Here is a 20,575-nt window from a genome sequence, read left to right on the forward strand (position 1 = left end):
CGGGCCTCAATCCAAAATCGACGCCTTCGTCGCGATGGCGCAGGCGATGGGCACCCCACCCGCGGGCCGGAGCTCCGGGGTGACGTCCTGGAACCCGCTGGCCCTCAGCAGCGCGGCGAGCTCCACGGCCGTCTCCTGGGAGGTCCGCGCGTTGGCTCCACTCGAGCGGGGTTGCACCGCGAGCACGAGGCGTCCACCCGGCTCGAGGACGCGGTGGAGCTCCCGGGTGACGGCGAAGGGCTCGGGCCAGAACTGCGCGGAGTTGATGGAGAAGGCCTTGTCGAAGGAGCCATCCGGAAAGGCGAGTGAACAGGCCTCTCCGGCGTGCAGCTCGACCCTGCCGGCGCGGATGGCCTCGGCATTGCGGCGCCTGGCCTGCCGCAGCATGACCTCGGATCGGTCCACTCCGGCGACGAAGGCGGCGATGCGGCTGACGCGGTGGATGTCGACACCCGGGCCGAAGCCAATCTCCAGGATGCGCTCGCCAGGGCGCGGGTCCACCAACTCGAGCACCGACAGGCTGCGCCCGCGGTTCTTCCAGGCCATGAGCCGGCCGGCGATCGCGCCCAGCAGCCCCTCTGGCCTGCCGAAGTGGCGCATCCAGCCGGGCATCTTCGAGCCCGCGACGAGCCGTGGAGGGGAGCCCTGGTGCACGTATCACCCCACGGCGGCGGCGGTCCGGCTTCCCCCGGTGAGGGCCTGGTACCGGGGGCTCATCGCGCGCAGCCGCTGGACGCTCTCCACCACCAGGTTGCTCACGTGGTCGACCTCCTCCTCGGTGTTGAAGCGGCCCAGCCCGAAGCGGATGGACGAGTGCGCCAGGTCATCCTCCACGCCGCAGGCCTTCAGCACGTAGGACGGCTCCAGCGCGGCCGTGGAGCAGGCCGAGCCCGAGGAGAGCGCCACGTCCTTGAGCGCCATCATCAACGCCTCCCCCTCCACGAAGGCGAACGAGACGTTGATGTTCCCCGGCAACCGGTGCTCGAGCGACCCGTTCAACGTGAGCAGCTCCAACCGCGAGAACAAACCGTGGCGCAGCCGCTCCCGGAGCCGCAGCTCGCGGGAGGAATCCTCCTCGAGCTCCTCCCGGGCCAGCTGCGCCGCCTTCCCGAAGCCGACGATGGCCGGGACGTTCAGCGTGCCCGAGCGCATGCCCTTCTCCTGGTCCCCCCCGTCGATCATCGGCGCGAGCCGCACCCGGGGATTGCTTCGCACGTACAACGCCCCCACTCCCTTGGGGCCATACATCTTGTGCGAGGAGAGGGACACCAGGTCCACCTTCGCCTCCTCCACGTCGAAGGGCACCCGCCCCAGGCCCTGCACCGCGTCACAGTGGAAGAGGATGCCCTTGCGCCGGCACAGCTCCCCGATGGCGTTGACTGGCTGGATCGTCCCGATCTCGTTGTTGGCGAGCATGACGCTGACCAGCAGCGTCTTGTCGGTCATCGCCGCCTCGAGCCGCTTCAGGTCCACCCGCCCATCCTTCTCCACGTCCAGATAGGTCACCCGCGCGCCCGGCATTGGCATCCGCAGCCAGCGCTGGAAGACCTCGTCCCGCTCGAAGTCGTGTCGGGCGGCCAGCGCGGATTGATTCTCCGGGGTGACTTCCTGGCCGCTCAGCTCCGAGAGCCGCAACCTCTTCAAGCCCTCGATGTGCTCGGCCCGCGTCCGCTCCAACCGCTTGCAGGCCTCGAGCACCGCCTTGTGCTCGGTTTTCAAGGTGATGAGATGATCGCCCCTGGCCTTGTAGCTCTCCACCACGCCCTTGATGGCGAGGTTGTCGGACTCGGTGGCGCCGGAGGTGAAGATGATCTCCCGCTTCTCCGCGCCAATCAGCTCCGCCACCTGCGCGCGCGCCTTCTCGACGGCCGCCTCCGCCTTGCGTCCATGGGAGTGATTACGCGACGCGGCATTTCCGAACTCTTCCTTCAGATACGGCAGCATCGCCTCCAGCACCCGCGGGTCCACGGGCGTGGTGGCATGGTTGTCCATGTAGATGGGAAGCTTCACGGGAGCCTTTCGGGAATCCGGCCGGCGGCGGGTGTCACCGTCACCCGCGCATCATGGCCGCACTGTCTGACATCGGATAAAAAGAATTGTTTTCGTCCCGCTGTCAATAGTATTCACATCCATGAAGTGATTCCGACAGTTGCAACCGGGTCTTGAATCCCGAGGCACAATGACATTCGTCCAGGGTTTCGTCCTGCTGCTGGCCTCGTTCGGGGCGGGAGCATTGAAGGCCGTGGCGGGGGGCGGGACGTTCCTGATCTTCCCCGCGTTGATGTTCACCGGGGTGGACCCCATCCGTGCCAATGCCACCAGCACCGTCGCCCTCTGGCCGGGCGATGTCGCCAGCGCGCTCGCCTACCGCCGCGAGATGCAAGGACTGGGACGGCTCACCGCGTTATTGAGTGTCGCGAGCCTGCTCGGCGCCGCCATTGGCGCCGTCCTGCTGCTCCACAGCTCGCGCGCCACCTTCGGCGCGCTCGTCCCCATCATGCTCCTGGCGGCCACCCTGCTCTTCAATTTCGGGGGACCGTTGCTCGCCAGGCTCCGGGGAGTGTCGGAGGCCGATGCCCCTCCGCTCCCCCTGGGCCTCTCCCTGGTGCTGCAATTCCTCGTCTCCATCTATGGAGGCTATTTCGGCGCGGGGCTCGGCATCCTGATGCTCTCCCTCTTCTCCCTCATGGGGTTGAAGAACATCCACCAGGCCAACGCCCTCAAGTCCGTCCTGGGCGTCATCCTCAATGGGCTCGTCACCGCCATCTTCGTGGGCGCGGACGCCATCGCCTGGGAGCACGGCGTGCTCGTCACGGTGGGCACCACCTCCGGCAGCTTCCTCGGCGCCGTCCTGGCCCAGCGCGTGGAGCCCGCCCGCGTCCGCTCCTTCGTGGGCGCCACCGCCTGGGCCATGACGGGTTATTACTTCTGGCGCGGCGCCTGAATCCGGCGCGTCCCTGAATCCCTCCCCACCTACCGACTGGTCGGCTTTTTCCCGGCTGTCGCGGTGCGTTATGGGAATTCGAGAGGGCTCGGATTGTCACGGCGCGGCAAAGAAATCGTCACGGGGAGTATGTCAGACCGTTGACAGATGATGAGCCATTGCTTCATAAACACTGACCCGCAAATCACATGGAGGTCCGGCTTGTCTTCTTCTTCGGGAAATCCCGGTTCACGTCTCTATCAGTTTGGAATCCTGAGCGAGGTTTCCCAGAGGGAAGTTCGCAACCAGTTCGATGGATGTCGACTGTGTTGGGCCATCTCGGAGGAAGGGCAAAGACATCCAGCCAATATGATCGTCCATTCCACCGACGAGCACGTCATCCTGCCGGCGCTGGGGTCGATCATCGAGGGCTATGTGATGCTCGTCTCCAAGCGGCATCGCAGCTCGGTGGCCACGCTGAAGGCGCCCCAGGCGGACCAGGTGCAGCGGGAGATCGAATCCGTGCTCTCCCTGGTCCAGAAGCAGACCCCCGCCACCCGCTGGGTGGTGTTCGAGCATGGCACCACGCTCGACTGTGGCCTCAAGGCCTGCTGTGTGGATCATCTCCACCTGCACCTTCTGCCCGTGGACATGGACCTGGCCGCGGATCTCGCCACCCGGCTGTCGTGCGAGGCGCGGCGCATCGAGGCCATGCACGAGCTGCGGCAGGTGCGTGAGTCCGGCACCGCCGACAATTACATCTACGTCCGCAACCCGGACGGCGCGCACTACGTCCTCACCCCGCCCGCCTATTCCTCCCAGTTCGTCCGCCAGGTGCTCGCCGAGCGCAGCGGCAAGGGCGACCGCTGGAACTGGCAGCACCACCCCATGGAGGATGACTCGGTCAAGACGGTGCGCATGTTCCGCGACGCGGGCATCACCCCTCGCGGCATCTATTACGCCCACGCCATCGAGGATCTCTCCACCGCCGAGGTGAAGGAGAACATCCAGCAGGCCCGCGCCACGCTCGCCCGCCACTGCCCCCAGGCCACCCTGTTCTCCATGTACGAGCTCCTCGAGAAGTCGCTCAAGGAGATCGACCTGCCCGAGGACCGGCTCAATGCCTATCTCGTCGAGACCGAGCGCAAGTTCATCGAGGCGTCGGATCTGCTCATCGTCGACCTGGCGCGCCCCAACTGGCAGTACGTCGGCTCGCTGATGGAGATCGTCTACGCCGCCGAGGCGGGCATCCCCGTGGTGGCCATCGTGGGGGATTCCACCATCCAGGGGCGCCGCTGGCTCAAGGCCCACGTCACCCGCTTCGTGAAGACCGTGGACGAGGCCTTCGCGCTCGCGCCGAGTCTGCTTCCGAAGCCGGCGCAGCCCAGGTAGTCCGCGGGGGGAAGACGGCTCATGCGTGTCTGCGTTCTCGGCTCCGGCCCCTTTGGCACCTCGCTGGCCAACGTGTTGGCCGTGCATTGCGACCAGGTCTGGCTCTGGGGCCGCAACGAGCAGGTGGTGGCCAGCGTCAACGCGCGGCACGAGAATGGCGTCTACCTGGCCGGCATTCCCCTCTCACCGAGGATCCGCGCCACGTTGTCCATGGAGGAGGCGCTGGAGGGCGCGCGGCTCGTGGTGTCCGCCGTCCCCTCGCACGTCACCCGCGAGGTGATGCGCGCCGCCCTCCCCCACCTGCCGTCCGGCGTTCCCCTCCTCACCGTGTCCAAGGCGCTCGAGAATGGGACGCTCTTCACCATGACGCAGCTGCTGGAGGACTGTCTGCCCCCGTCCTTCCACCCCTTCATCGCCCTGCTGTCCGGTCCCTCCTTCGCCCAGGAGCTGGCCCGGCGGCAGCCCACCACGGTGACGATCGCCGCCCGCGACGAGCAGGTGGCGCGCGACTGCCAGCGGCTGTTCCAGACCGAGACGCTCCGCACCTACACCACCACGGATGTCATCGGGGTGGAGATTGGCGGGGCGTTGAAGAACGTCATCGCCCTCGCGGTGGGGATGACCGAGGGCCTGGGCTTTGGATTCAACACGCGCGCCTCCCTCATCACCTGGGGGCTGGAGGAGATTTCGCGGCTGGCCGTGCACCTGGGCGCCAACCCGCGCACCCTCAGCGGGCTGTCCGGCATGGGGGACCTGGTGCTCACCTGCACCGGGGAGCTGTCCCGGAGCTGGCAGGTGGGCTTCGAGCTGGCCAGGGACCGCGCCCTGGAGGACATCCTGCGCTCCATCAAGAAGCCCTCCATCGAGGGCGTGAAGACGGCCCTGAGCGCGCATGCGCTCTCGCAGCGCACCGGGGTGGAGCTGCCCATCTGCCACCAGGTGTACCTCGTCACCCACCAGGGCAAGCGCGCCCGCGACGCGATGACGGAAGTCGTCGAACGGCAGTTCCGGGAGGCCGCCGCGTAGGTCTATCCTCGCGTCGAGCCCCTCATGTCGTCCTCCTCCTTCTTACAGGTCCCCCGGGAACGGTGGGTCGCGTCCAACCGGCTGGCCTTCGCCATCCGGGACGCCAACCCGGTGAGCCCGGGGCATACGCTGGTGATTCCCCACCGGCTGGTGGCCACCTGGTTCGAGGCCTCGCAGGAGGAGCAGCACGCCCTCTTCGAGCTGGTGGACGAGGTGCGGCGCGAGCTGGACACGAGCCACCGGCCGGACGGGTACAACGTGGGCTTCAACGTGGGAGAGGCCGCGGGGCAGACGGTGTTCCACCTGCACGTGCACGTCATCCCTCGCTACCGGGGAGACATGGAGGACCCGCGCGGCGGCGTGCGCCATGTCATCCCGAGCAAGGGGAACTACCTGCTGCCCAGGTAGGTGGCCTCAGCCCTCCCAGAGCGCGCCCAGCTCCAGTTGAAGAGGTGTGAAGGGCTCGGCGTGTACCCGCTCCTGTCCACCGTGCGTGCCCAGGCGCTTCCACCGGACGTCTTCCAGCCCGTACACCTCCAGCTCCTGGCGCAGCGGGTCCACCAGCCACAGGTGGCGCACGCCCTCCCGGGCGTAGACCCTCATCTTCTTCTCCCGGTCCAGCACCGCCGTGGAGGGGGAGAGCACCTCGCAGACCCAGTCCGGCGCCAGGGTGAAGCCCACCACCCGGGGCATCTCCGGCATGCGCTCCCGACGCCAGCCGGCCAGGTCCGGCACCAGCACGTCCTCGCCCAGGTGCAGTTCGGGTTCCATGAGGAGCAGCCAGCCTCCCGGGCCACCGCGTCCCCGGTGGAAGGGCCCGTGAAGCTCACCGTGCAGGACCGCCGCCGCGAGCGCGTGCGGTGAGGCCGGCCGGGGGCTCACGTGCAGCTCGCCGTCCAGCAGCTCCGCCACGAGGTGGGCAGGCACTGCCTCCAGGTCCGCGTAGGTCGCCTTGCGCTTCTGCCCTCCGCCCATGTCCCGAGCATGGGCAGCCGGGCGGGCCTCTTCAAGGGGGCTCCAAGGCACACCGCTGGTTTCGGTGCTCATACAAGCAGACTACACCCAACTTCAAACGTTGTGTAGCCCTGGATGACCGTGAAGGTGATCTCCTTCCGGGGCTCCGGCGGGCCGCTGCCTTCCGGGCGAGCGTGGGAGCACAAAAGGAGGCTCCCGGGTCACTTCCCCTCTCCCTCTGGGAGAGGGACGGGGTGAGGGTAGCGCGGTCCCTCGGGTTGCCACCGTGCTCACCCGTCGTGTTTCCAGGCATCAGCGCAGGAAGGCGCGGACCATCGCGGCGTACTCCGCCGAGTCCTGCTGCATACGCTGGAGGAGCTTCCGTGCCTCCGTGGCCTCCGGAGCCCCAAGCTTGATGAGCTTCTGGAGCGCCTTCACGTAGGCCAGTCGGTCTCTGCGTCGCTCCGCGAGCGCTTCCCGCCCGAGCCCCAGGAGGTGGATCGTCGCCTCGCCGCGAGCGCTGCCTCCCACGGCGTAAGGCACTTCCTCCCGGAACGAGATGAAGGCCTCGGGGTCGTCCACCGCGGGGTCGAGCAGCAGCGGGTCTTCCGCCGACACCTCCTCTGAGTGACTCCGTGCGCGCCGCGCGGGAGTCCCCAAAGGGAAGAGGTTCCTCTTGAACCGCTGATTGCAGAGCGTGCAGGCCAGGAACAGGTTCGCCCACTCATAGGCGAGCCAGTAGTAGCCGGGCCGGCGCAGTGGCTCCTCTTCCTCCTGACGCCACCCGCCCTTGGGACGGAAGTGCTCGACGTCTCCGTAGGCGATGTGCGTGAGCTTCGATTCACAGAAGGCGCACTTGCCGTGCTGCGCCTCCAGGAGCGCCTGCTTGACGGTCTCGTGTCCGTAGATGTCCGGGTCGAAGTCGAACGACTTCCTGCCGCTCTCGTAGCTCCTCCGGGCACGCGAGTACGCCGTGCTCATGGCGCGCCGGGCACTCGCGCCCTTCGAGCGAAGGACCTCGGGGGGCTCGGCTGGCTTTCGGACGCGGATCACTCCCGTCCATCCCGCAGGCGCGAGGCGGCGCGCTGGATGAGCTCGAGCGCTTCGAGCTCGGTGCTCGTCTCTCCCGCGGGCAATGGCCCGATGGCCTCGTCCAGCTCCCGCAGTCTGGCCTTGTCCCTGGGCGTCAGGCGCGGTCTGGACAGGAGCGCGGTCCGCTCCGCGAGGAACTTCTCGAGCTGCGGCGGCCGGGCGCTCTTCAGCCCGAACAGGTCACTCGTGAGGATCTGGTCCACCCGCCAGCCCTGGATGGATTCCATGTCGTTGTCGATGACGACGTGGTCCCCCTCGCGCCGGAGGACCACGATGTTCGCATCCGTCGCGCTCTGGACCACGAGCGGGCTGTGCGCGGTCACGATGAACTGCGTGTTGGGGAAACGCTCGGTCAGATAGCCGATGAGCTTGCGCTGCCACGTGGGATGCAGGTGGAGATCGATTTCATCCACGAGCACCACCGCCGGCTCGGCCAATGGATTGGGACTGTCGGGATAGCGCTCGAAGAGGCGGCTGGCGAGATCCACCATCCAGGCGATGAGCGTGCGGTAGCCCAGGCTCAAATCCCGTATCGGTACCCAGCCGTACGGGGTCCGCACTTCCACCCGGGCCGAGGGGTTGCGCGCATCGGGTGGAGCGAAGCGCAGGTCGCTCACCTCGGGGAGCAGGTCGATCAGGAGCTGCTTGATGCGATCCCTCCTCTCCCGGGCTCCGCTCGTTCTTCCCCGTTCGATGGACTCCTTGCTGGCCGCGTAGTCCGCTTGCAGGAGCCACTCTTCCCCATTGCGCAGCGGGACGTCCTCGAGGAAGAGACTGTCGCTGGGCTGTGCCTCCTTCAGCGCGGACAACGAGCCAGCTCCCATCCGGCGGGTCGCTCCATAGCCGTAACACACCAGGTTGAGGAGGGACTCGGGGAACTCGTCTTCGATGTGTTGCGAGTAGGTTCCCCTTTCGCTCACCTTCAATGCATACCGGAATCGGGCGGGATGCTCCTGACCGCCCTTCGCCGCCATCAACCTTCCAGCCTTGAGCTCGGCTGACAGACGGGCCCCATCGGATTGATGACGAATGGGATACCCGGGCAGGCGCTGGCGCCGGAAGTACCCTTTGGGCACGTAGGGAGAAGGCTCGGCGGAGCTCGGATCGAACAGAGCAGGCTCGAAGGTGGTGAGCGCCTGCAGCAGGGTCGTCTTGCCCATGCCGTTGTTGCCCAGAATCACCGTCCATCTCGCCGGGCGTCCCTCATTCGTGGAAAGCCGCAGGGTCTGGGGTGGTCCAAAGCAGCGCACGTTCTCGAGGGTCAACGAGACGAAGTACACGGGCAGAGGGGTCTGCTGCTTGTGCGAGCCAGCCCGCTTGCGCTTTCCCAGCTGTGCTCTTCCCCGGGCTTTCGTGGCCATGTCGTTCCTCGAAGGGTGCCCACCTCGGCGCCAGACGAGGGCGGTGTACCACGGGTCTCACACGTCTCAGCGCGCCCAGAGCAGGCCCAGCTCCAGTTGCAGGGGCGTGAAGGGCTCGGCGTGCACCCGCTCCTGTCCGCCGTGCGTGCCCAGGCGCTTCCACCGGCCGTCTTCCAGCCCGTACACCTCCAACTCCTGGCGCAGTGGGTCCACCAGCCACAGGTGGCGCACGCCTTCCCGGGCGTAGACCCTCATCTTCTTCTCGCGGTCCAGCACCGCCGTGGACGGGGAGAGCACCTCGCAGACCCAGTCCGGTGCCAGGGTGAAGCCCACCACCTGGGGCATCTTCGGCATGCGCTCGCGACGCCAGCCAGCCAGGTCCGGCACCAGCACGTCTTCGCCGAGGTGCAGCTCGGGCTCGAAGAGCAGCAGACAGCCGCCAGGGCCACCCCTCCCCTGATCGAAGGGTCCATCGAGCTGCGCGTTCAGCCTCCCCGCCGCCCGCGCGTGCGGCGAGGCCGGCCGGGGGCTCACGTGCAGCTCGCCGTCCACCAGCTCCGCCACGCGGTGTGGAGGCACTGCCTCCAGGTCCGCGTAGGTCGCCTTGCGCTTCTGCCCTCCGCCCATGTCCCGAGCATGGGCAGCCGGGCGGGCCTCTTCAAGGGAGCTCCAGGGCACACTGCTGGCTTCGGTGCTCATACGGGCACACTACACCCGATTCCAAACGTTGTGTAGCCCTGGGTGACTGGAAAGGTCACCATTCTTCACGTGCCCACGGGCCGCTGCCTCCCGGGCGAGCGTGGGAGCGGAGAAGAACTCGCCCGCGTCATCCCTCGCTGGTCACCTGGGCCGTCAGGGGCTCCGCCTGGGCGGGCTCCTCGCTCCACAGGAACGCGCAGGCCCCCAGTGCGAGCAGGAGCATGATTCCCGCTCCCGTCTTCCTCAGCTGCGAGCGGCGCTGGGCGCTCTCCGAGGGCGCCTCCACCGGCGCACCCGCCGCCGGCCGGGGCTCCTGCAACTGGGGCGGTTTCTCCAGCCGGATGGTGGGCGCCTCCGACCGTTGCGGCGCCCTCTCCCTCAGCGTCACCGCGTCCGCCGCCTCCGGTCGGGTCGTGCCCTCCTTCTTCATCCGCAGCGCCACCGGCGCCACTGTCTCGCACGGCAATGCCGGCACGCGCTGCATGGGTCTCGGCGTCGGAGTCCGCTGCTGTTGCTGGGACCCGGTCATTCCACTCTCGACGACCGTCTTCTCCTCCCCGCGCTTCTCCATCACCCGCGCCAGCAGCCTCGACAGCTGCCACGCCCCCACCGGCTCCCCCGTGCCCAGGATGAACCGCTCGAGGTCCGCCTGCAGCGCTCGGCAGTCCGCATAGCGGTGCTCGCGCTCCTTCGCCATCGCCCGCTCCAGGATGCGCCGCAGCGCCGGCTGAAGCTCCGGCCTCCACTTCGTCACCGGCACCGGCTGCTCGTACAGGATGGCCCTCACCAACTCGCCCCCCGAGTCCGTCTCGTACGGCTTGTGCCCCGTGAGCAGCTCGTAGAGCACCACCCCCAGCCCGTACACGTCCATCCGGCGGTCCGTCTCCACTCCCCGGAAGCGCTCCGGCGGCATGTACGCCAGCTTCCCCTTCACCACCCCCGTCTGCGTCCGGAGCTCCTGGCCCGCCTCCTTCGCGATGCCGAAGTCCACCACCTTCACCGCTCCGTCTCGCGACAGCAGGATGTTGTCCGGGCTGATGTCCCGGTGGATGATTTCCAATGGCTCGCCCGTGGCCGGGTCCGTCCGCTCGTGCGCGTACGCCAGGCCCTCACACACCGAGGCGATGATGCGCGCGCAGCTCGCCGGCGGCAGCTCCACCCCCGCCTCCCTCGCCCGCTTCAACAGCACCTTCAGGTTCAACCCGTCGACGTACTCCATCGCCAGGTACCAGGTGCCGTCCGCCTCTCCAAAGTCGAAGACTTGAACGATGTTCGGATGGTTGAGCCGCGCCGCCAGCCGCGCCTCCGCCAGGAACATCTCCACGAACCGTTCGTCCGACGCCAGGTGCGGGAGGATGCGCTTGACCACCAGCTCCTTCTCGAAGCCCATCGGCCCCGTGGCTCGCGCGAGGTACACCTCGGCCATGCCTCCGGTCGCGAGCTTGTCGAGCACCTGATACCTGCCCAGCTTCATTCTGTCCTGCCCCCAGGTGGCACCCCACTGTGCTCACCCGGACCCCTACGGGGAAGTGCTGGATTCCCTGTTCATCCGCTATCCGCCAGACATTCGTCCGCAGTGTCCGCCTGTTCACTGCTCGCCTCGCGGAAACAGTGGGCCGCACTCCCCGTGCATTCCACCCCCACCCTTCTCGAATTGTCAGACAGAGAACCTATACCTCCGTCCGTGCGCGAGCCCGCGCAGGCCTCGTCCCGTGGCTCGCGCGCAGCGTGGCTCCCCTCCCGGGAGCCCGTTCCATCGAGGGGGAAGCTCATCACCATGACACGTATTCGAAATGCAGTGGGTTGTCTGGCCACCGGTATGGCCATGCTCGGCGGTTGTGCGGGCCCCGAGGGCGGCGCCTCCGAGCCCGCTCCCAACGGCCAGCTCCCGGCCGCTCTCTCCGCCGGCACTCCCGTGCTGGTACGCGACTTCGTCCCAGGCTTCGACACCTCCGGCTCCAGCTCGCCGCAGGAGCTCGCCGCCTCCGGCAACACCGTCTTCTTCAGCGCCACCAACCCCTTCGTCGGCCGTGAGCTGTGGAAGACCGATGGCACCGAGGCCGGCACCGTCCTCGTCAAGGACCTCAACCCGGGCTCGGCCGACTCCAATCCCTCCTCCTTCGCCACCCTCGGCGGCATCGTCTACTTCTCCGCGCAGGAGCCCGGCTCCGGCTACGAGCTGTGGCGCACCGATGGCACCCCCGAGGGCACCTGGCGCGTCGTGGACCTCATCCCCGGCGCCACCTCCGGCGGCGCCTCCAACCTCACCGTCGTGGGCGGCTCGCTCTTCTTCACCGCCACCGATGGCGTGAATGGCTCCGAGCTGTGGGTGACCGATGGCACCCCCGAGGGCACCCGGCTCGTGAAGGACCTCAACCCCGGCTCCGCCGGCACCTACCTCTCCAACCTCACCGCGGCCGGTGGGTTCCTCTTCTTCACCCGCGATGACGGCGTGACGGGCACCGAGCTGTGGTTGAGCGATGGCACCGCCGAGGGCACCCGGCTCGTGCGCGACATCCGCCCCGGTTCCGCCGCCTCCTCGCCCCAGTCCCTGCGCGCCGTGGGCAGCGCCCTCTACTTCACCGCCGATGACGGCGTGAGCGGGCGCGAGCTGTGGAAGAGTGATGGCACCGAGGCCGGCACCGTGCGCGTGAAGGACCTCTGGCCGGGCTCGACCAGCTCCGAGCCCTCGTACCTGGTCGACCTGGGGGGCGCCCTCTACTTCTCCGCCAACAACGGCGTGAGTGGCAACGAGCTGTGGCGCACCGATGGCACCGAGGCCGGCACCGTCCTCGTGAAGGACATCCGCGCCGGCGCCTCCAACTCGGGCCCCCGTCTGACGGTGAAGATGGGCGGCGTGCTCTACTTCGTCGCCGATGACAGCACCTCGGGTGGCGACCTGTGGCGCAGCGATGGCACCGCCGCCGGCACCTGGCGCGTCGTCGACCTCCCGCTCGGCTTCTACCAGTACGTGCTCCTGCTCACCGCCACCGACAACATGGTGTACTTCCACATCGCGGGCGGCTCGAACTCCTACTCGTTCCTGCGCAGCGATGGCACGGCCTCGGGCACGTGGACGCTCCGCTACGTCACTCCTCCCGATGGCGGCCTGCCCCGGAAGATGGCCGCCCTGGGCAATGTCCTCCTCTTCGACTCCAACGAGAGCCCCAACGGCCGCGAGCTGTGGCGCACCGATGGCTCCGTCACCTCGATGGTGCGAGACATCTCCCGCCAGCCCAGGTCCTCCTCGCCCAACCTGCTGACGGAGCTCGGTGGCTCGCTGTACTTCCGCGGCAACGACGGCACCGGGTATGACCTGTGGAAGAGCGATGGCTCCTCCGCCGGCACCGTGCGCGTCCGGGGCTCCGCCTCCCCCTTCTTCGCCAACACCTCCGAGTGGGTGAAGATGGGCGGGCAGCTCTACTTCTCCGCCAGCGAGTCGGCCACCGGCATCGAGCTGTGGACCACCGATGGCACCGCCGCCGGCACCCGCATCGTCGCCGACGCCGCGCCCGGCACCGACAGCATCTACCCCGGGCAGCTCCTGGTGGGTGGGAGCACGATCTTCTTCAGGGGCTACTCCTCCACCGCCGGCCAGGAGCTGTGGAAGAGCGATGGCACCGCCGCCGGCACCGTCCTCGTGAAGGACATCCGCCCCGGTACCTCCAGCGGCCTGGGGAGCAGCAGCTATGACCTGTCCATGGCCTGGGCCGGCGGCACGCTCTTCTTCACCGCCGATGATGGGGTGAACGGGCGCGAGCTGTGGAAGAGCGATGGCACCGCCGCCGGCACCTCGCTCGTGGCCAACGTCGTCGCGGGGGCCACGGGCTCCAACCCCATGGAGCTGACGGCCTCGGGGGGCCGGGTCTTCTTCGTCGCCCAGGAGGCCACGTCGCAGTGGGGCCTGTGGAGCTCGGATGGCACCGCCGCCGGCACGGTGCGGCTGCCCGTCACCTTCCCCACCTCGAGCTCCCGTCCCAGCGTGAAGCCCACCGACGTGGGCGGCGTCCTCTTCTTCTCCGCCAACAACTCGCTGTGGCGCACGGATGGGACGCCCGAGGGCACGCTCGTCGTCGGCTCCTTCCGCTGGGTCGACAGCCTGGTGGCCTTCAATGGCTCGCTCTTCTTCCGGGCCGGGGACACCGCGCACGGCGGCGAGCTGTGGAAGAGCGATGGCACGGCCGAGGGCACGGTGCTCGTCCGCGACATCCGGCCCGGTCCCACCAACGGACTGGACCCCGCGCCGATGTTCACCGTCCTCCCCAGCGGCCTGCTGGCGTTCCGCGCCGATGATGGCGTGAATGGCATGGAGACGTGGGTGTCGGATGGGACCGGGGCGGGTACCCGGCTGCTCGCGAACCTCGCGCCCTCCAGCGTCTCCTCGTGGCCCCTGTACTTCACCCAGGTCGGCGACAGCCTCTACGTCTCCGCCTCCGATGAGATGTCCGGCCAGGAGCCCTGGCGCATCCCCCTGCTGCCGTAGCCTCCGGGCCCGGGGCCTCGTACCGGCTCCGGGCCCGGTGTCTTCTCGGGCCCGCTCAACCCCGGATGAGCGTGACGGTGCGTCCCCCGGGCGTGGTGGCCTGCTCGGCTCGCGTGCGCGCGGCCAGCGTCGGCTGCCCCGTCCGGCGGTCGAAGATGACCAGCCAGCCTGTCTCCTGGCCCAATCCCTCCAGGTAGCCGTCGAGCTGGGTCAGTCCCTCGGCCAGCGGGTCCGGCTCCTTGTCTCGCCAGACCTTGATTTCGATGGCCAGCGTGTCCGGCCCGTAGCGCACGCACAGGTCCATCCGCCCCCGGCCGATGGCGTACTCGCGCTCGATGGAGCCGCCTCCGTTCACCACCCGGTGCAGGAAGGCCATCAGCACCAGGTGGGGAGCGATCTCGTGGTACGGCGCGGTGGCCAGCAGTGGCTCGCCGTGCTGTCGCCAGAAGGCGAGGAAGGCGTCCCGCAGGCGCTCCGTGTCCAGACGCCCATCCTCCCTCTTCCACGTGGGCTGAAGGGGCGGCAGCGTGTCACGCGTTCCGCTGGAGAGCTGGCGCACGATGATCTCCCGGTAGATGGGATTGGCCACCTCCAGCGTGCCCTGGGCATCGCGGCGCAGCAGGCCCAGGTCGATGGCGAAGCGCCTGTCATCCTCGGGCACCTCCCCCAGCAGTCCACCCGCCAGCATGGGCTCGAGGATGGCGCGGATGCGAGGCTCGCGCAGGCGCTCGGCCAGGCTGTCCAGGTGTGTCTCCTGGCGCTCCACCAGTACCGCCCTGGCGCGCTCGATGTCCTCGCGGCGGATGGGCCGGGCGGTGTCGGGGACGAGCTCCTCGACGGCGACCCGGGCCAGGGCGTTGACCAGCCAGGGCTGGCCCTGTGTCAGCTCGAAGGCTCGTGCGAGGGCCTCGGGCTCGAAGCGCTGGCCCGTGTCCCGCGTGTGCTGGGCGTAGAGCTCGGCGACCTCCTCCTCGGTGAAGTCCCGCAGCGTGAGCGAGCGCACCATGATGTTGAACGGACTGGACGTTCCCAGGTGAGCCCTCTCGCCGGAGGTCACCTTGTAGTCGCGCACGTCCCGTAGCCCGATGAGCGCCAGCGACGCGGGGAAGTGCTCGGGGCGGTTGCGGTAGCCATCGCGCAGCTGGCGAAGCACGGAGAGCAGGACCTCGTCCCGGAGCGCGTCGATCTCGTCCAGGAAGACGACGAGGGGCCTCGGAGAGGACTCGGCCCAGGCCGACAGCGCGGAGCCGATACGGCTGCCCGCGGGTGCCTCCGGGAAGGGCGGGGGTTGCAACTCGGGGGGGAGTTGGGCGCGCATCGCCAGGCGCCAGCTCTCGAGCATGGCGGCCTCGGCCGCTCCAGTGTCACTGGGAAAGGCGGCCCCCACCTCCATGGAGACCAGTGCGGCCAGGTAGGGGCCCTCGGCGGTGAGCTCGCGGGCCAGCGCGAGCATGGCCGTCGTCTTGCCCAACCGCCGAGGAGCATGGAGGACGAAATAGCCCTGTGGGTCGATGAGCCGGCGCAACTCGGGGAGGCGCCGCAGGGCCGGCAGCATGTAGTGGCGGTCCGGCCGGCACGGACCAGCGGTGTTGAACCAGCGGGGCATGGTGGCACCGTACGGGAAGGGCACGTCCTCCGGCGCGCGCCACTCCCCGGTCCGCTCACTCGTCCCAGATGAGGCTCAGGTCCAGCTCGTGGGCCTCGAAGGGCTCGGCGCGGATGAGGCCGTCGCCCTGGTGGGTGGCGAGCAGCTGGTAGCCCGTCTCCTCCAGGCGCAGCACCTCCAGCGTGCGCGTCTCCGGGTCCGCCTTCCACACGTGCCGCACTCCCGCTCGTGCGTAGAGCCGCAGCTTCGTCTCCCAGTTCAACGCCCGCGACGTGGCGGTGCGCACCTCGCACAGCCAGTCCGGCGCGAGCCGCAGCGTCGCTCCTCCCAGCGGTTGCGGCATGCGCTCTCGCAGCCAGCCCCCCAGGTCCGGCACCAGCACGTCCTCGCCCAGGTGCAGCTCCGGCTCGAACATCAGCCGCCACCCTCCCGGCCCTCCCCGGCCCTTGCTGAACGGTCCTCCCAGCTCTCCGAACAGCTCCGTCGCCGTCACCATGTGCGCCGCGCCTGGATGGGGACACGCGTACAGCTCGCCGTCCACCAGCTCCGCCACGTGGTCGAACGGTATCGTCTCCAGGTCCGCGTACGTCGCCTTGCGCTTCTCGCCGCTGGCGCTCGCGTCCGGAGGCTTGCTCTCCGCGCTAGCCTCCTGCCGCGCGGGTTCTGGGGCGCCGCTGGATGCACCGGTCTCTTGCCGCGCGGGTTCTGGCGCTCCGCGGGACTCAAGGGCCTCCTGCCGTGCAGGTTCCGACGCTCCGCTGGACTCACTGACCTCTTCTTGCCGCGCAGGTGTCGGTGCGCCGCTGGACTCACTGGTCTCTTGCTGTGCAGGGCCCGGTGCTCCGCTGGGCTCATGGGTCTCTTGCCGGGCGGGTGCCGGTGCCCCGCTGGAGTCACTGGTCTCTTGCTGCGCGGGTGCCGGTGCCCCGCTGGATTCCGTGTTCATGCCCGCAGGCTATACACTACTTCTCGTATCCTGTAGCCCAAGATGCCTGGAAAGGTTACGTGCTCGACGTGATTCCGGGTCTCCAGCCCGGTTGCACGCGGGTCCGGCCGTCATCCATCAGGTCATTTCCACCAGGGTGACGGCAAAAGTGGTTTCTCGCTTGCCCTCGTGCGCGGCCTTCTCCTACCGTGCCCCCCTTTTCGTGGAGGCCTCGCGTGCGCTTCGGGTCCTGGCTCCTCCTCCTGTGTCTCCTGTCCTCCCTCCCGGCCGCCGCACGCGAGGGGCTCGGCGCACCCGTGCTCCGCAGGCGCACGCTCGTGGTCTCCTCACGTCCCGGCGAGGCTCCTCCCCTGTCCCTGCATGTGGCCGTGGGGTTGCCCACGCTCGTCCAGTTCGAACCGCCGCTGGCGCGAGGCTCCCCGAGGCTCCCGGCGGGCGAGGCGCGCATCCAACTCGTCCCCGTGAGCGCGGACTCGTGGGTCCTCGTTCCCACCTCTCCCCTCTCCGAGGGCGAGCAGGTGCTCCTCACCTTGGATGCCGTGCCTGGCTCCGAATCCCTTCGCTTCTCGCTCGTCACCCGGCGTGGCGAGGTGGATGCGCGGGTGCGCGTGGTGCTCGCTCTCTCGGACTCTTTAGAGGACGCCTCCGAGGCCATGGCGCTCCAGCTCCTGGATGCGCCGGATGCTCGCGCCACGCTTGCCCTACCCCAGCAGGTGGTGGAACTCCACGCGGGGCGCTCGCGCGCGCAGGTCGACTCCGTGCTCTGGATGGGCCGACGCTTCTTCTCCACCGTGTCCGTGAGGGGCAGTGGAGAAGGTGCTCCTCCCTGGAGGTTGGTGCAGGTGCGGTTGCGGACGGTGCTCGCGGATGATTCCTGGCTGGAGTGGTCCGCCCGTCTCGTCTCTGGACGGGTGGGCGCGGGACGCCAGCACCACGTGTTCACCAGCCAGCTTCCAGAGGAGGCCTCGCGCCTGGAGCTGGCCCTGGATGGAGAGGACGTCCCGGGTGAGTTCCAGCCGCTCCCGGGGAGAGAGGGGCCGGTGTCCCCGTGAGGCGTCCGCTGCACCCGAACCAGCTCCGCGCGAGGGACGTCGTGCGGGACTTCCGCATCGTCCGCCGGCTGGGCGTGGGAGGCTTCGCCTTCGTGTTCCTCGTGGAGCGCGCGGGTCGGCACTACACCCTGAAGATGGCCGCCCAGCCGGCATCGGAGGTGGATGAGGACCGGGTGGATGCCTGGATGCGCCGCGAGGTGCTCTCGCTGGAGTGCCTGGAGCACCCTCACCTGCTGCCAGTGATCGAGTGGGGGCGGTGGCCCGAGCCGGAGACAGGCTATGCGTGGTTCGTCACACCCTACGTCGCCGGGAGCACCTTTCATGCGTGGCGGTGGCGCGAGCAGGCCTCGCTGTACCGGGCGGTGGGCGTGCTGTGTGGCGTGCTGGAGACGCTGGAGTCCCTGCACGCGCGCGGCGTGTGCCACCGGGACATCAAGGCGGACAACCTGCTGGTGCGGCACGAGGATGACCAGCCGTTCCTCATCGACTTCGGCGCGGTGCACCTGCCGTGGGCTCGCGCGCTGACGGAGGGGCTCGCGCCAGGCACGCTCCACTGTCAGCCACCCGAGGCCATCGCCTTCCTGGTCTCCGAGGCGGCACGTCAGGGTTCTCGCTTGGAGGCCCTGCCCGCCGCCGATCTGTATGCCTTTGGCGTGTTGCTCTACGAGACCCTCACCAACTGCCACCCCTTCAACCCCCGGCTGCCGCTGGAGCAGTTGCTGGTCGCCATCGCGTCCTCGCCTCCCCCCGAACCCCAGCGGCTCGCTCCCGAGGCACCCGCTTCGCTGTGCGCCCTGGCCCTGCGGTTGCTGTCGAAGGAGCCCGAGCAGCGCCCTCCGAGCGCCCGGGCCGTGCGCGAGGAATTGGAGCGGCTGCGCGAACAGGAGGGACATACCGCCCCCTGGCAGGCCCCGGCCCGGCGTCCCTCTGATGGCGAGCGTGGACTGGCGCCATTTCCAGACGTGGACATGCTGGAGGAGAACCCGGGGCCAGAGTCATCGCCTTCAGAGGCGGCTCATCTGCTCACGCGTGTCTGGCGGGTGCTCCGGTGGCCCGTGCGCCTCGTGGCGTTGGCGCTCGTCCTGGGGTTGCTCGGCATAGGGTGGACGCTCCTCCGCGCGCCGGCTCCTCCGGCGCCTTCCGTGAAAGGAACGCAGACCGTGTCCCCCGCTCCCCTTCCCGAATCCACCAGCTCCTCTTCCCCGGCTCAGCCACCCTCTCGTCTGTGCGCGCTGCTCACCCAGTTGCTGGGAGTGGCCGTCGCGCAGCTCGCCGGGTGTGTCACCGTGCCCTCGCGGCCCGATCCCATCACCTACCTCGCGAGCTGCTCCCTCGAGTCCCGCGCCACTCCCGTCAAGCTGGGCTTCGCTCCACGGGAAAACCCCTCCTTCCTGAAGACGGGCACTCCGGCCTCGGACGATTCCATCGAGGAGGGCGGCTCCATCAACGTCAAACCAGGCCCCGTTACCGCTTCCATGTTCGCCGAGGTGAAGGGGCAGGAAATGCGCGTGATGATTTCCGGCCAGGCGATGACGCTGCCCCATCGCCTCTACATGCAGTTCGACCAACTCCATCTGCCGGATGGCACCTCGCTGCCCATCTGCGGCGTGGCGGTGGATGGCCTGCACCAGTACGGCATCCCGACGTACGCGAAGCTGCCCATGCGTGGCGCCAGGGTGGACCCCGTGAAGGTGGACACGAGCCCCGGCAGCGTGGTGCTCAACGACCCGCGCTTCGAGACCGTGCTGCAGGGCCCCGAGGGTTACCCGTTGCCCCGCGTCGGCTGGGCTCCTCCGGACTGGCGGTGAATCGCGCCGTCAGTTCAACGGAGCCCGGAGAGAGCGTGTCATGTTCGCTCGGTCACGAGCGGAACCCGAGAAGGGCGGCCGTCCGGTTACGCGCCGGACGAACGGGTTTGACTGTCAGAGTTGCTCCTGCTCGCGCCCGGGGCCCCCCTGACAGGACTTACGCCGCCTGGCTTAGTATCCCGCGCCATGTCTCCAAGTCCCCTTCGAGCCTCCTCGTGGCTCGTCCTCTGCCTGCTGCTCGTGGGCAGCCCGCTTCGCTCCGCGCTCGCCGCGGATGACTTCCAGCGCTACCTCGCGGCCGCCGTGCAGCTCTACGAGAACCTCGAGTACGAGCGCGCCCTGGCCCAGGTGCAGCGCGCTCGCACCGTCGCCCGTGGTGTCGAGCAGGACGTCTCCCTCGGTCTCCATGAGGGCATCTTCCTCGCGGAGATGGGGCGCTGGGACGAAGCCCGTACCTCCTTCGAGACGGCCCTGTTGCTCGAGCCCACCGCGAAGCTCCCCCTGAGTGTCTCTCCCAAGGTGGAGCGGCACTTCGAATCCATCCGCCAGAGCGTGAACGCCGCGATCGCCAGGCGGAAGCAAGGGGCGACTCCGGGTACTCCCGCCCCCACCAGCACCGAGGCAAAGCCCGCCGAGCAGAAGCCGGTGGCTGAGGCAAAGCCCGCCGAGCAGAAGCCGGTGGCTGAGGCAAAGCCCGCCGAGCAGAAGCCGGTGGTCGTCTCGGAGGCGCGTGTCGAGCAGAAGCAGGTGGTGATCCCGAAGCCTCCGGAGCAGAAACCGGTTGTTGAATCGGATCGTCCCGAGCAGGCTCCTTCAGCACGCCTCGTGCCTCCCGAGCCCTCCCCCGCCCTGAATCCCCACATGGAGGCGTCACCGAGCTCGGCACGTGTGGTGTCAGTGATGCTGCTCGGGACAAGCGTGGTGACCGGGAGCCTGGGCGCGTACTTCGCCTTGAGACCTGATCCGGGCGGGCTCCGCAGTCAGGGTGACCAGTCCACGGCCAACACCCTGTTCGTCACCTCAGGCTTGGCGCTTGTGGGCGCCGCGGTGTCATGGGCCGTCTCGCAGGTTGGCACGTCGGCCGAGTCCGCTCCCGTTGACGAGTCCTCGGACCCCTGAGGTGCTCGCCGTAGGCCTGGGGAGAGTGGAGTGCTTCCGTTCTCCCCTCCTCGGAATGATCGTTTGAGTCGCGAAGGTCCCGCGCCCGAGCGGATTTAGAGACGTGTCCGCGCG

The 20,575-nt window shown here is 68.7% G+C and carries 17 protein-coding genes; 8 read left to right on the plus strand and 9 right to left on the minus strand.

Annotation, left to right across the window (positions count from 1 at the left end):
* Positions 1–6: 6 nt before the first annotated feature.
* Positions 7–654, minus strand: coding sequence for a class I SAM-dependent methyltransferase (locus tag NR810_RS30070; protein WP_257457770.1), 648 nt, complete (start codon positions 652–654; stop codon positions 7–9).
* A gap of 3 nt (positions 655–657) precedes the next feature.
* Positions 658–2,010: an IscS subfamily cysteine desulfurase gene (locus NR810_RS30075; RefSeq protein ID WP_257457772.1), complete on the minus strand. Its 1,353-nt coding sequence runs from the start codon at positions 2,008–2,010 to the stop codon at positions 658–660.
* Between the two features lie 169 nt (positions 2,011–2,179).
* Between NR810_RS30075 and NR810_RS30080 the strand changes: the two genes are divergently transcribed.
* From NR810_RS30080 to NR810_RS30095, 4 genes are all read left to right on the plus strand, one after another.
* On the plus strand, positions 2,180–2,944 hold the full coding sequence (locus NR810_RS30080) for a sulfite exporter TauE/SafE family protein (RefSeq protein WP_257457773.1): 765 nt from the start codon (positions 2,180–2,182) through the stop codon (positions 2,942–2,944).
* A gap of 348 nt (positions 2,945–3,292) precedes the next feature.
* Positions 3,293–4,315 (plus strand): HIT family protein, encoded by a 1,023-nt coding sequence (locus tag NR810_RS30085; RefSeq protein ID WP_257457775.1) that lies wholly within the window; start codon positions 3,293–3,295, stop codon positions 4,313–4,315.
* Between the two features lie 21 nt (positions 4,316–4,336).
* Entirely contained in the window at positions 4,337–5,341 is a 1,005-nt protein-coding gene (locus NR810_RS30090) for an NAD(P)H-dependent glycerol-3-phosphate dehydrogenase (protein WP_257457776.1), read from the plus strand.
* Positions 5,342–5,365: 24 nt separating this feature from the next.
* Complete coding sequence (locus NR810_RS30095; RefSeq protein WP_257457777.1) at positions 5,366–5,749, plus strand: HIT family protein; 384 nt, start codon at positions 5,366–5,368, stop codon at positions 5,747–5,749.
* Positions 5,750–5,755: 6 nt separating this feature from the next.
* Here NR810_RS30095 and NR810_RS30100 read toward each other — a convergent pair whose 3' ends face one another.
* The 5 genes from NR810_RS30100 to NR810_RS30120 all read right to left on the minus strand — a co-directional run bounded on the left by NR810_RS30100 (position 5,756) and on the right by NR810_RS30120 (position 10,921).
* Positions 5,756–6,316 carry a Uma2 family endonuclease gene (locus tag NR810_RS30100; RefSeq protein WP_257457914.1) on the minus strand — a complete coding sequence of 187 codons (561 nt, stop codon included), beginning with the start codon at positions 6,314–6,316 and terminating at the stop codon, positions 5,756–5,758.
* Positions 6,317–6,607: 291 nt separating this feature from the next.
* Positions 6,608–7,348, minus strand: a complete 741-nt coding sequence (locus tag NR810_RS30105) for an HNH endonuclease family protein (RefSeq protein WP_257457778.1) — start codon at positions 7,346–7,348, stop codon at positions 6,608–6,610.
* Positions 7,345–8,748 carry an AAA family ATPase gene (locus tag NR810_RS30110; RefSeq protein ID WP_257457780.1) on the minus strand — a complete coding sequence of 468 codons (1,404 nt, stop codon included), beginning with the start codon at positions 8,746–8,748 and terminating at the stop codon, positions 7,345–7,347. Before NR810_RS30110 ends, NR810_RS30105 begins: the two co-directional genes overlap by 4 nt.
* A gap of 66 nt (positions 8,749–8,814) precedes the next feature.
* Positions 8,815–9,375: a Uma2 family endonuclease gene (locus tag NR810_RS30115; protein WP_257457915.1), complete on the minus strand. Its 561-nt coding sequence runs from the start codon at positions 9,373–9,375 to the stop codon at positions 8,815–8,817.
* 199 nt (positions 9,376–9,574) lie between these two features.
* On the minus strand, positions 9,575–10,921 hold the full coding sequence (locus NR810_RS30120) for a serine/threonine protein kinase (protein ID WP_407653847.1): 1,347 nt from the start codon (positions 10,919–10,921) through the stop codon (positions 9,575–9,577).
* A gap of 303 nt (positions 10,922–11,224) precedes the next feature.
* On the opposite strand from NR810_RS30120, the gene NR810_RS30125 reads away from it, so the two are divergent.
* On the plus strand, positions 11,225–13,930 hold the full coding sequence (locus NR810_RS30125) for an ELWxxDGT repeat protein (RefSeq protein WP_257457782.1): 2,706 nt from the start codon (positions 11,225–11,227) through the stop codon (positions 13,928–13,930).
* Positions 13,931–13,985: 55 nt separating this feature from the next.
* On the opposite strand, the gene NR810_RS30130 is transcribed toward NR810_RS30125, so the two are convergent.
* Together NR810_RS30130 and NR810_RS30135 are read right to left on the minus strand one after the other, a co-directional pair.
* Positions 13,986–15,560: an ATP-binding protein gene (locus NR810_RS30130; RefSeq protein WP_306818622.1), complete on the minus strand. Its 1,575-nt coding sequence runs from the start codon at positions 15,558–15,560 to the stop codon at positions 13,986–13,988.
* 31 nt (positions 15,561–15,591) lie between these two features.
* Positions 15,592–16,113: a Uma2 family endonuclease gene (locus tag NR810_RS30135; RefSeq protein ID WP_407653849.1), complete on the minus strand. Its 522-nt coding sequence runs from the start codon at positions 16,111–16,113 to the stop codon at positions 15,592–15,594.
* Positions 16,114–16,697: 584 nt separating this feature from the next.
* On the opposite strand from NR810_RS30135, the gene NR810_RS30140 reads away from it, so the two are divergent.
* The 3 genes from NR810_RS30140 (at position 16,698) to NR810_RS30150 (ending at position 20,461) form a co-directional block, all read left to right on the plus strand.
* On the plus strand, positions 16,698–17,534 hold the full coding sequence (locus tag NR810_RS30140; protein WP_257457785.1) for a DUF2381 family protein: 837 nt from the start codon (positions 16,698–16,700) through the stop codon (positions 17,532–17,534).
* Complete coding sequence (locus NR810_RS30145) at positions 17,531–19,342, plus strand: serine/threonine protein kinase (protein ID WP_257457786.1); 1,812 nt, start codon at positions 17,531–17,533, stop codon at positions 19,340–19,342. The genes NR810_RS30140 and NR810_RS30145 overlap by 4 nt, the downstream gene beginning before the upstream one ends.
* Before the next feature lie 186 nt (positions 19,343–19,528).
* Positions 19,529–20,461, plus strand: coding sequence for a hypothetical protein (locus NR810_RS30150; protein ID WP_257457787.1), 933 nt, complete (start codon positions 19,529–19,531; stop codon positions 20,459–20,461).
* The last annotated feature ends 114 nt before the right edge of the window (positions 20,462–20,575 follow it).

It is taken from the genome of Archangium lipolyticum (genome assembly GCF_024623785.1).
Classification (GTDB): domain Bacteria; phylum Myxococcota; class Myxococcia; order Myxococcales; family Myxococcaceae; genus Archangium; species Archangium lipolyticum.

Excerpts from the sequence above, each read along its gene's own strand:
- NR810_RS30085 (WP_257457775.1), top strand. The coding sequence starts at position 3,293 with ATGATCGTCCATTCCACCGACGAGCACGTCATCCTGCCGGCGCTGGGG.
- NR810_RS30120 (WP_407653847.1), bottom strand. The coding sequence starts at position 10,921 with ATGAAGCTGGGCAGGTATCAGGTGCTCGACAAGCTCGCGACCGGAGGC.
- NR810_RS30095 (WP_257457777.1), top strand. The coding sequence starts at position 5,366 with ATGTCGTCCTCCTCCTTCTTACAGGTCCCCCGGGAACGGTGGGTCGCG.
- NR810_RS30115 (WP_257457915.1), bottom strand. The coding sequence starts at position 9,375 with ATGGGCGGAGGGCAGAAGCGCAAGGCGACCTACGCGGACCTGGAGGCA.
- NR810_RS30110 (WP_257457780.1), bottom strand. The coding sequence starts at position 8,748 with ATGGCCACGAAAGCCCGGGGAAGAGCACAGCTGGGAAAGCGCAAGCGG.
- NR810_RS30125 (WP_257457782.1), top strand. The coding sequence starts at position 11,225 with ATGACACGTATTCGAAATGCAGTGGGTTGTCTGGCCACCGGTATGGCC.
- NR810_RS30090 (WP_257457776.1), top strand. The coding sequence starts at position 4,337 with ATGCGTGTCTGCGTTCTCGGCTCCGGCCCCTTTGGCACCTCGCTGGCC.
- NR810_RS30080 (WP_257457773.1), top strand. The coding sequence starts at position 2,180 with ATGACATTCGTCCAGGGTTTCGTCCTGCTGCTGGCCTCGTTCGGGGCG.
- NR810_RS30150 (WP_257457787.1), top strand. The coding sequence starts at position 19,529 with ATGTCTCCAAGTCCCCTTCGAGCCTCCTCGTGGCTCGTCCTCTGCCTG.
- NR810_RS30100 (WP_257457914.1), bottom strand. The coding sequence starts at position 6,316 with ATGGGCGGAGGGCAGAAGCGCAAGGCGACCTACGCGGACCTGGAGGCA.